This window comes from Faecalibacillus sp. H12 (assembly GCF_013361255.1).
In the GTDB taxonomy this organism is placed as follows: Bacteria; Bacillota_I; Bacilli_A; order Erysipelotrichales; family Coprobacillaceae; genus Faecalibacillus; species Faecalibacillus intestinalis.
In genome coordinates, this window is record NZ_JABWDK010000001.1 from 53092 (window position 1) to 65828 (window position 12737).

General features: G+C 29.7%; 19 protein-coding genes, 1 pseudogene and 1 riboswitch. Of the genes and pseudogenes, 3 read left to right on the forward strand and 17 right to left on the reverse strand.

Annotated features, from left to right (window positions below):
* Positions 1 to 13: 13 nt before the first annotated feature.
* The 17 genes and pseudogenes from HUU89_RS00335 to HUU89_RS00410 all read right to left on the reverse strand — a co-directional run bounded on the left by HUU89_RS00335 (position 14) and on the right by HUU89_RS00410 (position 10099).
* The gene (locus HUU89_RS00335; RefSeq protein ID WP_175300681.1) at positions 14 to 253 is read right to left on the reverse strand and encodes a hypothetical protein; all 240 of its coding nucleotides are present in this window, start codon (positions 251 to 253) and stop codon (positions 14 to 16) included.
* Positions 250 to 567 carry a hypothetical protein gene (locus HUU89_RS00340; protein WP_117788459.1) on the reverse strand — a complete coding sequence of 106 codons (318 nt, stop codon included), beginning with the start codon at positions 565 to 567 and terminating at the stop codon, positions 250 to 252. Before HUU89_RS00340 ends, HUU89_RS00335 begins: the two co-directional genes overlap by 4 nt.
* On the reverse strand, positions 560 to 1513 hold the full coding sequence (locus HUU89_RS00345; protein ID WP_117851614.1) for a ParB/RepB/Spo0J family partition protein: 954 nt from the start codon (positions 1511 to 1513) through the stop codon (positions 560 to 562). The genes HUU89_RS00340 and HUU89_RS00345 overlap by 8 nt, the downstream gene beginning before the upstream one ends.
* A gap of 18 nt (positions 1514 to 1531) precedes the next feature.
* Positions 1532 to 1960, reverse strand: a complete 429-nt coding sequence (locus HUU89_RS00350; RefSeq protein WP_117788464.1) for a hypothetical protein — start codon at positions 1958 to 1960, stop codon at positions 1532 to 1534.
* 22 nt (positions 1961 to 1982) lie between these two features.
* The gene (locus tag HUU89_RS00355) at positions 1983 to 2873 is read right to left on the reverse strand and encodes a ParA family protein (RefSeq protein WP_117868117.1); all 891 of its coding nucleotides are present in this window, start codon (positions 2871 to 2873) and stop codon (positions 1983 to 1985) included.
* Positions 2874 to 2916: 43 nt separating this feature from the next.
* Entirely contained in the window at positions 2917 to 3249 is a 333-nt protein-coding gene (locus HUU89_RS00360; protein ID WP_175300682.1) for a DUF3846 domain-containing protein, read from the reverse strand.
* Positions 3237 to 3506, reverse strand: coding sequence for a hypothetical protein (locus HUU89_RS00365; protein ID WP_175300683.1), 270 nt, complete (start codon positions 3504 to 3506; stop codon positions 3237 to 3239). The genes HUU89_RS00360 and HUU89_RS00365 overlap by 13 nt, the downstream gene beginning before the upstream one ends.
* Positions 3496 to 3981 (reverse strand): hypothetical protein, encoded by a 486-nt coding sequence (locus tag HUU89_RS00370; protein WP_175300684.1) that lies wholly within the window; start codon positions 3979 to 3981, stop codon positions 3496 to 3498. Before HUU89_RS00370 ends, HUU89_RS00365 begins: the two co-directional genes overlap by 11 nt.
* A gap of 29 nt (positions 3982 to 4010) precedes the next feature.
* Positions 4011 to 5042: a hypothetical protein gene (locus HUU89_RS00375; RefSeq protein ID WP_175300685.1), complete on the reverse strand. Its 1032-nt coding sequence runs from the start codon at positions 5040 to 5042 to the stop codon at positions 4011 to 4013.
* A gap of 396 nt (positions 5043 to 5438) precedes the next feature.
* Positions 5439 to 5642: a hypothetical protein gene (locus tag HUU89_RS00380; protein ID WP_175300686.1), complete on the reverse strand. Its 204-nt coding sequence runs from the start codon at positions 5640 to 5642 to the stop codon at positions 5439 to 5441.
* Positions 5643 to 5718: 76 nt separating this feature from the next.
* Positions 5719 to 6480, reverse strand: coding sequence for a transposase (locus HUU89_RS00385; protein ID WP_317992317.1), 762 nt, complete (start codon positions 6478 to 6480; stop codon positions 5719 to 5721).
* A gap of 54 nt (positions 6481 to 6534) precedes the next feature.
* A pseudogene (locus HUU89_RS15220) lies at positions 6535 to 6654 on the reverse strand (hypothetical protein); the annotation flags it as partial.
* A gap of 15 nt (positions 6655 to 6669) precedes the next feature.
* Positions 6670 to 6909: a hypothetical protein gene (locus HUU89_RS00390; RefSeq protein WP_175300688.1), complete on the reverse strand. Its 240-nt coding sequence runs from the start codon at positions 6907 to 6909 to the stop codon at positions 6670 to 6672.
* A gap of 21 nt (positions 6910 to 6930) precedes the next feature.
* Positions 6931 to 7758 carry a hypothetical protein gene (locus HUU89_RS00395; RefSeq protein WP_175300689.1) on the reverse strand — a complete coding sequence of 276 codons (828 nt, stop codon included), beginning with the start codon at positions 7756 to 7758 and terminating at the stop codon, positions 6931 to 6933.
* Entirely contained in the window at positions 7743 to 8378 is a 636-nt protein-coding gene (locus HUU89_RS00400) for a sporulation protein YunB (protein WP_175300690.1), read from the reverse strand. Before HUU89_RS00400 ends, HUU89_RS00395 begins: the two co-directional genes overlap by 16 nt.
* Positions 8379 to 8440: 62 nt before the next feature.
* Entirely contained in the window at positions 8441 to 9721 is a 1281-nt protein-coding gene (locus HUU89_RS00405; RefSeq protein ID WP_022001227.1) for a glucose-6-phosphate isomerase, read from the reverse strand.
* Positions 9722 to 10099 (reverse strand): S1 RNA-binding domain-containing protein, encoded by a 378-nt coding sequence (locus tag HUU89_RS00410; RefSeq protein WP_022001228.1) that lies wholly within the window; start codon positions 10097 to 10099, stop codon positions 9722 to 9724. It abuts the gene before it with no gap.
* Between the two features lie 129 nt (positions 10100 to 10228).
* On the opposite strand from HUU89_RS00410, the gene HUU89_RS00415 reads away from it, so the two are divergent.
* The 3 genes from HUU89_RS00415 (at position 10229) to hpf (ending at position 12658) form a co-directional block, all read left to right on the forward strand.
* Positions 10229 to 10468, forward strand: a complete 240-nt coding sequence (locus HUU89_RS00415; RefSeq protein WP_032091417.1) for a NifU family protein — start codon at positions 10229 to 10231, stop codon at positions 10466 to 10468.
* 228 nt (positions 10469 to 10696) lie between these two features.
* A riboswitch (SAM riboswitch) is annotated at positions 10697 to 10796 on the forward strand.
* A gap of 62 nt (positions 10797 to 10858) precedes the next feature.
* Positions 10859 to 12001 carry a methionine adenosyltransferase gene (gene metK / locus HUU89_RS00420; RefSeq protein WP_032091416.1) on the forward strand — a complete coding sequence of 381 codons (1143 nt, stop codon included), beginning with the start codon at positions 10859 to 10861 and terminating at the stop codon, positions 11999 to 12001.
* A gap of 126 nt (positions 12002 to 12127) precedes the next feature.
* Positions 12128 to 12658 carry a ribosome hibernation-promoting factor, HPF/YfiA family gene (gene hpf / locus HUU89_RS00425; RefSeq protein WP_147579962.1) on the forward strand — a complete coding sequence of 177 codons (531 nt, stop codon included), beginning with the start codon at positions 12128 to 12130 and terminating at the stop codon, positions 12656 to 12658.
* Positions 12659 to 12737: the final 79 nt, after the last annotated feature.

Genomic DNA, 12737 nt, shown 5'->3' on the forward strand with positions numbered 1-12737 from the left:
TTTACATATGGTTTTAATTTTTTTTGAAATACTTATCAACTAGTAGTGCATCATTAAGTATCAAGTTTGTTAGTTCTTCTTTTTCTTTGTCAGAGATTAATTCAAAATGATGTGCGAGTTCGACCATTCCTTTAAATTCATCTATTTTTTCAAATTTTACAAAACTATAAATCCATAATGAATTAGCTATGATCATTTGTTTGTATTCTAGAATGTTATTTAATATATAGGTATAAGCATAAGACTTATTCATTTTCTTATGTCTCCTTTATTTGAATAAGATTTGTTATTTATTTTTTTGTTTACTTTTTCTCCTGCAAGTCTTCCCAAATGTCTTAAGAACTTAATATATAAGAATGATGCAATACCTACAACAAGCAGTACTATTGTGAGGATGGCAACAATAATAATTGTTGCCTGAACCTCAACAGATAGTGAGTTCCACCAGTTTTGTATTATTCCACTATGGATGATTTCATAAACGATTAATCCAACCCCTAAAATAAAGATAATGAAACCAATAAACTTATTTTTATTTCTCTCTAAAAAGTTTTTTATTTTATTCATCTGTTTCTCCATTTAATCCTAATGCTTCTATGATCCTTTCGTAATTTTCAGCAGTAGAAGTGATTTTGATTGTAAAACTATTGTCTTTATAGGTTGTATCAACAGGGCATCCTAATTTTCTACTAGCAAATTTTTTTCTTTTATCAAGTTCTTTTTTAAACGTAATTTGTTCTTCAGTAAGAAGAGTTTTTTTCTTATCTTTTGCGTATTCTTTTCTTTCTCCATCCTTTAGTTGTTTTTTGAGAGAATCAAAAGCAACTTGAATAGTTTCTTTTGGTAGGTGGGTTTTAGATGAAATGTATTCGTATTTGTCGACTTTTTTCCCTTGATTTGTTAGATTAAGAACTTCACAGGCATATTTGAATATTTCATCTTCTAATTCTTTTTTTAAATCTCCGACTTTCATTTTCCCAAGACCCGTTGTTTTAGCAATTTCTTCTCTAACTCGACCGTTGAAATCGCCTTTAAGCTTTTTTAGTGCAAACAGTTGATAACCTTGTAAAAACAATGCTTTCTTTTGGTATTCAGTTTCAAACTTACGATAACCGTTATAATCCATAATGAGTTGTTGTTCTTCGATTTCATCTACTGGTTTAGGAACAACGATACAGTTGACATTTTTTTGAATATGTCCTGTGTCATCTAATTGATCAGCGTTTTCAACATTGTATCTTAAAGCTTTTAATCTCTTATGACCTGATAAGAGAATATAATCTCCATCATCATCACGATAACAAGCTAAAGTATCAATTATTCCTTTAGGGTTGTGGTAAATCTTGTCAGCGAGTTCTTGAATTTCTTCTTCAGTATCGAATTGTGGATTTAAAGGGTTTAGCTTCAATTTGTTTATATCTATCATTTCTACTTTATGTTTATTTTTTAGATCGTCAGCAAAATCAATATTGCTTGATTCAAAACTATTTAAATTTCCAGTAAAATCTAACATTTTATATTTCTCCTTTTTTTAAAGATGCTTGTATTCAACGACATTAGTGAAAACATACATCAATTTGTTTTTTATTTTCTTATCTATTACGAATGCGTTTTTCATACAGTAGGTACAGTTGTAAGTGAAATCATAAAATCCTTCTTTTAGTTCATTAACTCCTACACCTAGAAAATAGTGTAGATAGATAAACTGTTTTTCAACTGCACTGAATCTTTTTGAAGCAAAATCTAGGAATTGATAGACGAGAGTATCAAATTCATTTATATTTTTATTTTTTCCTTTTCGTGAAATAGAAACGAGAAGGGCAAGGTCAGTTTCTTCATCAATTTCAAAAGCATTTATCTTTTTAATTTGATAAAGTTCTGAACTTGTAAATGCTACCTGTATGCAATTTAATAGATTTTCTACTCTATTTAATGTTGCTTCATTATCTATCAAATCCATGATTTTAACTCCTTTCTAATTTCTAAATAATTTGTTCGATTTCATCAACGACCTTTTTAGAATCGTAGCCAATATTTAATTTACTATCTATTAAATATTGGTTATTCATTGAGGCTTCACTTGCTGGTTTACCTCTATAGCGAACATATCCGTTTAATAAATAATCACCAGCAAATGCTTTGAATACTTTGTATAGTTTTTTGTTGACCTTGTTGTTATCGAAAATTGAGAACATAAATTTAAAATTAAGATTTAAATTATTTTTCTTTTGAATATCCATCATATAGTTGTAAGTATGTAAGAAACCTTTTAATGAACCTTTGTCACTTTTTAAAGGAATCAATACGAGATCACTGGCATAGATAACACTTGAAATAATCATATTTTGGTCAGGAGGACAATCAACAATAACGTAATCATATTTTTCTTGAACTGGTTCAAGAGCTTGTTTTAACTTACTTATTGTTCCACCTGTAAATGATTCAATAATTAATTCAATTTTAGTTCTTCCTAAATCAAGTGAAGAAGGGATAATGTCAAGATTTTTGACATCAGTTTTCATGATATAGTTTTCAATATTTTTATCTCCATCTTTATAGACATCAGCTAATGTATTTTTGATACCATAGTCTTTATATAAAGAAGAATATAGTGATTGCATGAATGTAAGCATCTTTTCATCACTTGATTTGTCTTTAAATAGTTCTTCGTAGTCAACAAGCATTTTATCTAGAAATTCCTCTTCGATATTATTTCCGATATTTACTACTAGATCAGTAGCGTTTGCTTGTTGGTCAGCATCAATAATCAATACTCTATGTCCTTTATCAGCTAAACCTTTAGCGATTGATGTAGAAGTTGTTGTCTTTCCAACTCCGCCTTTTAAGTTTGTTACAGCAATTAATTTAAACATTTTTCTTTTCCTCTATCTTTCTTTTAATTTTTTAATCTTTTTCTTAATATTCTTTAGAAAATTTTTCGTAAATAAAATCAATTTGTTTTTCGCTTAATTTGACCCATTTTCCGTTTTTATCTATTCCAGCAAAAATAACATTTCCTACAAAAGTTGTCTTTGCAATGCCACCGTGATAAATTTCAAAGTTAAATTTTTTATCTTTTAATTTTCCGTCTTCATCTACAAGAAGAATGATATTTTCTTCTTTAAATACTGGTGTATTAATTACTTCGATAGTATCGCAGTCAATTAAATGAAGCAGGGTACTAAGTTCAAGATTTTCAACAGATACTTTTGTAATAGATTTAAGTGGTTCTTTGATTAATATTTCCATGTTCTTCCTTCCTCCCATTCTTCGAGTTTTCCATTTGCTTTCATTTCTTTTTTCTCTTTTTTTAAATTTTTGATGATTTTTTCCTCTTCTTCATCAGTAAAGACATACCAGTCACGACCGAAGCACTTATAAAGTTCAACTTGTTTGATTGTTCTTACACGGTCATATTCATCAACACAATGAATAGTAAAGTTGACTTTTGTTTTTTTGTTACAGATCATGACGTTGTAATAACCTTGTTCTTCTTCATAGTTCATTTTTTTCACCTCCTTTAAATACACATACTTCAGGTAAACATAATGCTAAAATCATCAATGCTTCTTTTTTATATTTGTAGAACAATGATTTTGATATGTTTAATTTAGTAATAATTGAATTTATTGTTTTTGCTTCAAAATAGTAGTAGATGATGATATACTTGTGCATGTACTTCAAATCATTGATTTCATTCAAAATTATAGAAATATAAGTGATTTCACTTTTTTGCTGATCTAATTTTTTGTTGAGATAGGATGATTCTCCATTTTTACCAATTATTGAGTTTTCAGCTTTTAAAATTGATGTGGTCTTGATAGAAATTGGAAGTGTTGGAACATTATCTAACTCAATTCTTACATCATCTGAAGTCTCTTCTAAATGATGTGGAAAGCGATAGGATATAGAATCAGCTACATAGTTTAATGTTTTATCCATTAACTTGAATGTATCGTTGCTTAATATGACATCTAACATTTTTTATTCTCCTTCCATCTAATGTTTTATTAGTAATTTCTTTCAAATCCTAAATAGATTTCATCATTCCACCATGAATTTAGAAGTTGATTGATAAAGTTTTCAAATAAAGTGAGATTGTCTTTAATACTTGCTACAGATTGATTAGTTCCTAGATAAACTGAATTACCAGTAACAGGATCATGCCAGTTTGTTTGGTAGAGAGTTCTATCAATGTGATGTATGAGTTTGTGAAAGGATCTTTCCACGTCATACCAGTATTTTGATTTATACAAAGCTTCTTGCATGTTTATGACACTTGCATTTATTCTTGCAATCATTTGATTTTTAGCAGTTAATTTTTCTTTATTTTTAAAACTTGATTTTTTTATGGTGATTCTAGAAAAATATTTAATTTGATGCTTCCAATAATCACGATCTTTTAAAAGCTTTACGTATTCAATTATCTTAACTAGGCGATTTCTTAAATTTTTAATTGTACGATATTTGAATACCTTTTCCTCAACAGGGGAAACATAGAATGTTTCTTTCAACGCATTTCCATCATTGTCTTTTTTTACATCACCTTTTTTATGAAGTAGTACTGCATCAATATCATCCTTTTTAGAAATCTTTTTTGTGTTTGGATTCCAATAGAAATCTCTGTTGTATTTCAATTTCTTTTCCTGCTTACGTTTGAAATATTTTCTAGTAAAGCAAAGAACTTGAATATAGTTGCCTTTACCTTGTTTGGTAAACTTATAACAATAGAGAAAACTTTTAAGTTTATAACACGGATGTAAAGAAGACATATAATTCTTAATGAATGTATGTTTTTCATCATCTTTGAGATCAGGAATCATGATTTCCAAGAAATGCCCATAGATGTTTGAATAGCATTTTTTATCTTCCTTTTGACCATAGGAATAACTATGTTTCTCTTTGTAATCGCATAGATGATTGATTACAGTTACATAATCATCTTGATTGCTATAGATTGTTTCATTTGATTTCAGCCACTCAAAGATTGATTTTCTATCGGTGAATGTATCGTAGGCAACGTATTCAGATGATGTGATCACGGCTAACTCCTCCTTGTCCTCTAAATAGACATTAAAGCTTTGCTTTAATGTTTTTTTACTTACATCACCTGCGGAAGCCATGCGCTGGGATGTAATATTTAGTTTTTGATAAAGCAAAAAATCACCTCTATTAAAGAAGTGATTTTAGTATAATTTATTGTTTTTTTAGCTTTGATACTGGGATATTTAGAGAAACTAACAGTAAATTCTGTATTTGGAACTATCCCCATCACCCGCTCCATGAAGGAGCTAACACACTTACTATGTAAGTGTGTTTTTTATCTATTAAGAATTTGAATGCGTCAAGAAAGATAGCATATAAAAATTCATACTAAAATACCATGACATATTTGTGTGATTTGGTATAAATTTTTTTATCCTGCAATCATACAGTGGTTATTTGATTCTTCTCCTAGGACCATTGCATACAGGACATTCTATTTCAACTTCACCATGTTTACCGGACATTCTATATTCTTCCGCAAATTCACCAATGATCCAGTCAGGAACATTGTCAATATGACCACAAGCAGTACACTTCATTTCGATAAGTGTATCTTCTGCAATCATTGATGCATTTTTCACTGTAGAGTCTGTCATTAGGGGTACCTATGTATATTCACATTTCATAAGATTGCCACATGAACATAAAATTTTAGTTGATCAAGTTTGTTTTTTAAATCTTTTTTCTTTCTTTCAGATTTCTGATATGCTTTTTCTTTTTTATTTCATAAAGTTCATATACTTTTTCAAGCAACTTTTTATTCCTGTTTGAATAGAAGTCATAGTATCTGATCATTTTAAAGTTTTCATCAGGACAGTGAAGGATAAGATTGTTTATAAAGTTTTCAGCATTTTCATATACTTCGATATATTTTTCATCCTCATGACGGTTGTACCACCATCTGATCATCTTTTTGTCATCTTCATATTTGATGATGCGGTTTTCAGCCATGGGAGGTCTGGAAGTGTATCTGGTAATGTAGTTGACGCAATCATCAACATTATTGTCACCATTGTCTTTTTCTTTCTTTTTGGCGTAGACATAAAAGCCGTTTACAAGTTCTTTATAGAAACGTTGTTTGAGATAATTAAAATTCTCAAGTTCTTGTTTTGAAAGAAGATCAAGGACCTTATACATCCAAGTCTTTCTGAGTTTTTCATAGGAAATAAAAGAATAGTTCTTCATTTTATTTTTTTTGGTATCAAAAGCTTCTTCACAAACAAGGCGGTGGATATGAGGATTCCATTTCAAATCTCTGCCAAAAGTATGTAAAGTCAAAACAGAACCGAATACGATCTTGTTTCTGTCGTTTTTATAGGAGTAGGGGCATTTGGATTTTTTAAGATAGATCTTTTTCTTTTTGATTTTTCTGTACTTTGCCTCATTAAAAACACAGGCAAGGGCGTTTCTGGCAGCGATAAAAAGAAGATTCAAAAGGGATCTGTCTTTAATAAAATAACCTCTTAGATGTTTTGGAATGGTAAAGACGATATGACGATGCTTGGCATCGAGGGCGATAGAGGAAATATGTGCAGCACGCAATTTAGCCTCTTTGGTACCACAAGAAGTACAGAGCTTAAAGTGACATTTGTGAGGAACGATAGATTCGTTACCGCAATGAGGTCAGACAAAAAGATCATAACCAAGATAGATGAAACCACAAAGAATAGTTTTCTGGATGGTATCATAGGTAATGTTTCTGATCTTACCTCTATTATAAAGAGAGCAGATATAGTTGATATTGTCATTAAAGATATAGGAAAAAGATTTCTTGCCTTTGATCTTATCGACATGATTAAAATTGTATAAAGCAAGGCAGTCAGCATAGTTAGTATCATCAATCATAAAATCACCAACTAACATTTTAAAAAAAGGTAATAATCTTCAAAGATTATTACCATGTGGACAAAATTTATTTTGTCCCTTTTTTATCCATTTAAGAGGTGGGATTTGAATATATTTTTGAAGGAGAAGAATGAGATAATACAATTTTTTATTATATTTTATTAATCTTCTCCTTTTTTTGGTTAAAGAATCTTCTTGGAAATGTACAAGACACATTTGAGGAAAAAGCGCATAACATAAAAGAATTTGTAGATCTTTTGAAGTGAGATTATATTCATTGATTATCTGTTCTAATTGATTGATTGTGATTGTATTGTTTAGATATAAATAGAAAATATCATGAATGTATAAATTGAGGTTTATATTCTCTATAAGATAAACATCTTCATATGAATGAATATTTTTATGTTGATAGGAGAGGTTAATGGCTGTTGTGGACAAGAAATAATGATTTAAAAGTTCGATAGAAAGCTGACAAAGAGTAAATAGAGAATAATAGATGATCTGATATTCTAGGGAATTTAAAGGTGTATAGATAAGAATAGATTCATAATATTGAATCCATTCTTTTTTTATTTCTTTTATTGTTTTTGTTTCTTGAGAGATGAGTGATAGGGAAATGATTTTTTGGATATCTAGAGGAATGCTTTGTACTTGATAAAGGATGTATCCTTGAGAGTTTTTTTGTTGGTAAATATTATTAATGATTTTAAAGGGATTGATTTGAAGTAAAGAAATGTATTTTTGATAATATAAAGGAAAAGGTTTATTTGTTAAATAATAATGTTCATCTTCATAAGTAAATGAAAATTGATCTTCTAAAGGAAGACGATAATATGTTTTTAAAATACTTAATTTTGATACCATGAGGGAACCTCACCTTCAATGACTTCATAAACAAGAGGAATCGTATAATTTTCTTTAAAATGTTCATGATATAAGGGAACAAGAATTTGTAAAACAATTGTAACATTTAAATCAATAGAGATAGCAAGATGATTGATCCCATAATTTTTAATTTTTTTATCAATATTTGAAGAAGTTAAAGAGAGTGTTTTATATTTAATGGAAAAAGATGGACCTCGATCTTGTAAGAAAATATTATTGGTAAGAGAACCGATAGTTATACGTGCAACAATACCTTTTTGTTGATTGATTTTTAAGAGTTTTTTATTGTATGGAGAATGATTGTTTTCTTGGTAAGAGCCTTCTTCAAGTTTTAAAAGAGTTTCTTCAAGATTATGGATGTAATTAGAGGCAATATCATTGATATAATTCATTTGAAAACTGATGGAATTATTTTCTTTTTTATAGAGTTTATGTGTATCTATTTTTTGAGTAAATGAAGTATGATTGATAAGTATCTGAATAAATTGATTTATTTCTTTACTGGCAATATTTTCAATTCTAGGGGTCATACGATTTGAAAAAAGATAAGCACATATAAAAAGTGAAAGCATAATTAAAATATATTTTCCTTTTTTCATCATATCACCATTATAAAATATGTAAAAAAAAAGAAAGTAGAACAAATCTACTTTCTTTGATTTTAATAACCAGGTTTACCTAATAATTTGAACATATTTTTCTTATAAACTTCAACACCAGGTTGGTTGAATGGGTTTACTCCTAAGAAGTAAACTGACATTGCACATGACATTTCGAAGAAATAAACCATGTAACCAAATCCATAAGCATCCATTTTATCTAATGAAATAATGATGTTTGGTACATTACCAGTATTAACATGAGCATCGATTGTACCTTCACAAGCTCTTTTGTTAACATAATCAACTGATTTTCCAGCTAAGTAATTTAAACCATCTAAATCATCTGGATCACTTGGGATAATCATATCATTTTGTGGATTTTTAACTTCGAAGATTGTTTCATATAAAACTTTAGAACCTTCTTGGATGAATTGTCCTAATGAATGTAAATCTGTAGAGAATACAGCGCTATGAGGTAAGATACCTTTATTTTCTTTACCTTCTGATTCCCCATATAATTGTTTCCACCATTCAGCAACGTTATTTAATTGTAATTCATAAGTTACAAACATTTCTGCTGAATATCCAGCTTTATTTAATAATTGTCTTGCTACACCATAACGATAAGCATCATTTGTTTCGATGTTTGCATCGTTATATTTAACCATTGCATCTTTAGCACCTTTTAACATTTCATCAATGTCGATACCAGCCATAGCGATAGGGAATAAACCTACAGCAGTTAATACTGAATAACGTCCACCGATATCATCAGGTACAACGAATGTTACATAACCTTCATCAGTAGCTAATTTTTTAAGAGCACCTTTTTCTCTATCAGTAGTAGCTACGATTCTTTCACGAGCTCCTTCTTTACCATATTTCTTTTCACACATTTCTTTGAAGATTCTGAAAGAAATAGATGTTTCAGTTGTTGTTCCTGATTTAGAAATAACATTGATAGCGAAATCTTTGTCTTCAATATATTTAGCAACTTGATGAATATAATTTGAAGAGAAAGTATTTCCTACATAGATGATTTCAACTTTATCATCTGAATATAAACCATTGATTGCTTCAATAGCAGCACGTGCTCCTAAATAAGATCCCCCGATACCGCATACTAATAATACGTCTACTTTTTCTCTTAATTTAGCAGCAGTTTCTTTCATTAATTGAACTTCTTCTTTGTCATAGTTTTCTGGTAATTCAACCCAACCAAGGAAATCGTTACCAGCACCTGTTTTGTTTCGAATCATATCATGAATTTCTGCTACTTTTTCTTTGTATGATCCTAAATCTTCAGCTAATTTTGCTTTTGATAAATCTAATGTGATCATTTAGTTTTCCTCCATTACACCTTGTTTTAACCATTCTTCCATTGCTTGAGCTAAAGGTAAAAAACCTTTAGGTGTTTCTACAATTGGTTTTCGTGGATTTTTATAGACGAGTTTCTTGTCTTTTCTTCGAAAACGATTGTCAACAGCTTTCAAGCTTAATTTGGCGTGATTGCTAGAATGATCAAAATCAATGACTTTTACTTTCACAATATCATTAATATGCACATAACTGGCAATACTTTTAACGAATTTATCTGATATTTCTGAGATATGAATCAATCCTGTTGAATTATCAGGTAAAAGAGCAAAAGCACCATAAGGTTGAATACCGGTTATTTTAACATCAATGATATCCCCTCGTTTGATGAGTTTTGTCATTTGATTTCACTCCTTGCGGCACTATTATAGCACAATTTAAGCATATGTGTTGTATTTAATAAGGAAAAAATATAAAATATGGTAGGATTTATATGATATACTTAATAAGTAAAAAAGGAGTTTGCAAAAATGGAAAATATTGAAGAACAAATAAAAAATGTCATTCATAAATTAAGACCTTATTTACAAAGAGATGGTGGAGATATTGAATACGTAGATTTTAAAGATGGTATTGTTTATGTAAGAATGCTTGGAGCATGTGCTGGATGTACCATGATTGATGACACTTTAAAAGATGGTGTTGAACAAATCTTAATGGAAGAAGTTCCTGGTGTTTTAGAAGTACAAAATATTTCTAGTGCATTATAGTATAAATTTCTTGCATTTATAGAGAGTTTGTAATATTATGTTTTAGTCATTGGAGATATCATAAATTTTATTCGATTTCACAAACTTATTTTAGGTGATGAAAGTGAATGAAAGAAAACAACAACAAATCAAAATTGCTCATATTTTGAAAGATCTTGGTTTGGAAGATGATCTCATAGAGAAAATGACATCATTAAAAAAAGAAGAATATCAATAAAATAAAAAGGACTCTTATTAAGAACCATGAGATGAAGATCGATGAAGTGGTGGCAACCCTATATGTTAGAAGGTGCCTTTACTGAGCAAGTTTATTCTTGAACAATAAGAGAAAGCTTCCTAACGGCTTTCTCTTTAGGAAGCTTTTTTATTTGTTATTTAAGGAGGAAGAAAATGAAAGAAAGAATTTTATTTACGTCAGAATCTGTATCAGAAGGACATCCTGATAAAGTATGTGATCAAATCAGTGATGCCATCTTAGATGAATGTTTTAAACAAGATCCTAACTCACGTGTTGCTTGTGAATGTTTTGCGACAACAAACTTAGTTGTCATTGGTGGAGAAATTACTACAAATGCGAAAGTAGATTATGAAGCTGTGGCAAGAAATGTTTTAAAAGAAATCGGCTATGATGATGAAGCTAAAGGAATGGATTATAAAACATGTAAGATTGAAGTTGTCATGGATAGTCAATCAAGTGATATTGCTCTTGGAACAAATGAAGAAGTTGGTGGAGCAGGAGATCAAGGTATTATGTTTGGTTATGCGACAAAAGAAACAGAAGGGTATATGCCCCTTGCTATTTCAATTGCTCATCATTTAGTTCGTTACGCTTCAACTTTAAGACATGATGGAACCTTTAAATGGGCTAGACCTGATATGAAAGCACAAGTGACAATTGATTATACAGATGAAAAACCAGTAATTGATACTATTTTAATGTCCATTCAACATGATGATGATTTTGATGAAGCAGAATTTAAAAAATTCGTTAAAGAAAACATTATGGATGCCGTTGTTAAAAAATATGATATGAATACAGATTATCGTGTTTTAATCAATCCTACAGGACGTTTTGTTATTGGTGGTCCTCATGGAGATACAGGTCTTACTGGAAGAAAGATCATTGTTGATACATATGGTGGATATGCACGTCATGGAGGAGGAGCTTTCTCTGGAAAAGATCCAACAAAAGTAGACCGTTCTGCTGCTTATATGGCACGTTATATTGCTAAAAACGTCGTTGCGGCCAATATGTGTGATGAACTTGAAATCCAATTATCTTATGCAATTGGTGTAAAAGAACCAACATCTATTTATATTGATACAAAAGGAACTGAAAAAGTACCTCATGATGTGATTCTTGAAGCAATTAAACAAGAATTTGATTTAACACCAGCAGGAATTATTCATACCTTAAATTTAAGAACACCAATTTATAAAAAGACAGCTTCTTATGGACACTTTGGTAGACCTGAAGCAAATTTACCTTGGGAACAATTAGATAAGGTAGAAAATTTAAAAAAATATATGTAGAAAAAGGCTCATGAATTGAGCTTTTTTTATTATGTGTATTTTTTAAGCAGGATAAAAAAGCATATTAAAGTAGGAATTTAGAAAAGTTTATAGTATAATATAGTTATCAAAAAGGAGGAATTAATTATGAAAATTACATTAAGAGGAAAGAACATTGAAATTACTGAAGCAATTGAAGAAAAAGTCAGTGAAAAATTATCAAAATTAGACAAATACTTCATTGTAAGTGAAAATGTTGAAGCCAAAGTACTTGTAAGAACTTATCCTTACGGACAAAAAATTGAAGTGACAATTCCTACTGAATATGTACTTTTAAGAGCAGAAGTTGTGGATCAAGATTTATACAATGCAATTGACTTAGTTATCGACAAATTAGAAGGTCAAATTAGAAAGTATAAAACTAGATTAAACAGAAAATCTAAAGATAATAAACTTGCATTCAATTTAGCATCAATTGAACCTTTAGAAGAGGAAGAAGAAGACGTATTAGTAAAAACAAAAACAATTACTCCAAAACCAATGGATATGGAAGAAGCAATTATGCAAATGGAATTAATTGGACATTCATTCTTCGTATATCGTGATACTGAAACAGATGCTATTAGTATTGTATACCGTCGTAATGATGGAGATTACGGGCTTATCGAAACTGAATAGGTATGATGTAAAAACACTAACCAACTATAATAGGTTAGTGTTTTTTGAGACAAATTTGAAACAAATTTGAGACAAAATA

Bases quoted from the DNA above. Each gene is read 5' to 3' on its own strand.
- HUU89_RS00335 (WP_175300681.1), bottom strand. From the start codon at position 253: ATGAATAAGTCTTATGCTTATACCTATATATTAAATAACATTCTAGAA.
- HUU89_RS00355 (WP_117868117.1), bottom strand. From the start codon at position 2,873: ATGTTTAAATTAATTGCTGTAACAAACTTAAAAGGCGGAGTTGGAAAG.
- HUU89_RS00340 (WP_117788459.1), bottom strand. From the start codon at position 567: ATGAATAAAATAAAAAACTTTTTAGAGAGAAATAAAAATAAGTTTATT.
- HUU89_RS00405 (WP_022001227.1), bottom strand. From the start codon at position 9,721: ATGATCACATTAGATTTATCAAAAGCAAAATTAGCTGAAGATTTAGGA.
- HUU89_RS00390 (WP_175300688.1), bottom strand. From the start codon at position 6,909: ATGTTAGTTGGTGATTTTATGATTGATGATACTAACTATGCTGACTGC.
- HUU89_RS00360 (WP_175300682.1), bottom strand. From the start codon at position 3,249: ATGGAAATATTAATCAAAGAACCACTTAAATCTATTACAAAAGTATCT.
- HUU89_RS00380 (WP_175300686.1), bottom strand. From the start codon at position 5,642: ATGACAGACTCTACAGTGAAAAATGCATCAATGATTGCAGAAGATACA.
- HUU89_RS00410 (WP_022001228.1), bottom strand. From the start codon at position 10,099: ATGACAAAACTCATCAAACGAGGGGATATCATTGATGTTAAAATAACC.
- metK (WP_032091416.1), top strand. From the start codon at position 10,859: ATGAAAGAAAGAATTTTATTTACGTCAGAATCTGTATCAGAAGGACAT.
- HUU89_RS00350 (WP_117788464.1), bottom strand. From the start codon at position 1,960: ATGGATTTGATAGATAATGAAGCAACATTAAATAGAGTAGAAAATCTA.
- HUU89_RS00395 (WP_175300689.1), bottom strand. From the start codon at position 7,758: ATGGTATCAAAATTAAGTATTTTAAAAACATATTATCGTCTTCCTTTA.
- HUU89_RS00345 (WP_117851614.1), bottom strand. From the start codon at position 1,513: ATGTTAGATTTTACTGGAAATTTAAATAGTTTTGAATCAAGCAATATT.
- HUU89_RS00400 (WP_175300690.1), bottom strand. From the start codon at position 8,378: ATGAAAAAAGGAAAATATATTTTAATTATGCTTTCACTTTTTATATGT.
- hpf (WP_147579962.1), top strand. From the start codon at position 12,128: ATGAAAATTACATTAAGAGGAAAGAACATTGAAATTACTGAAGCAATT.
- HUU89_RS00370 (WP_175300684.1), bottom strand. From the start codon at position 3,981: ATGTTAGATGTCATATTAAGCAACGATACATTCAAGTTAATGGATAAA.
- HUU89_RS00415 (WP_032091417.1), top strand. From the start codon at position 10,229: ATGGAAAATATTGAAGAACAAATAAAAAATGTCATTCATAAATTAAGA.
- HUU89_RS00365 (WP_175300683.1), bottom strand. From the start codon at position 3,506: ATGAACTATGAAGAAGAACAAGGTTATTACAACGTCATGATCTGTAAC.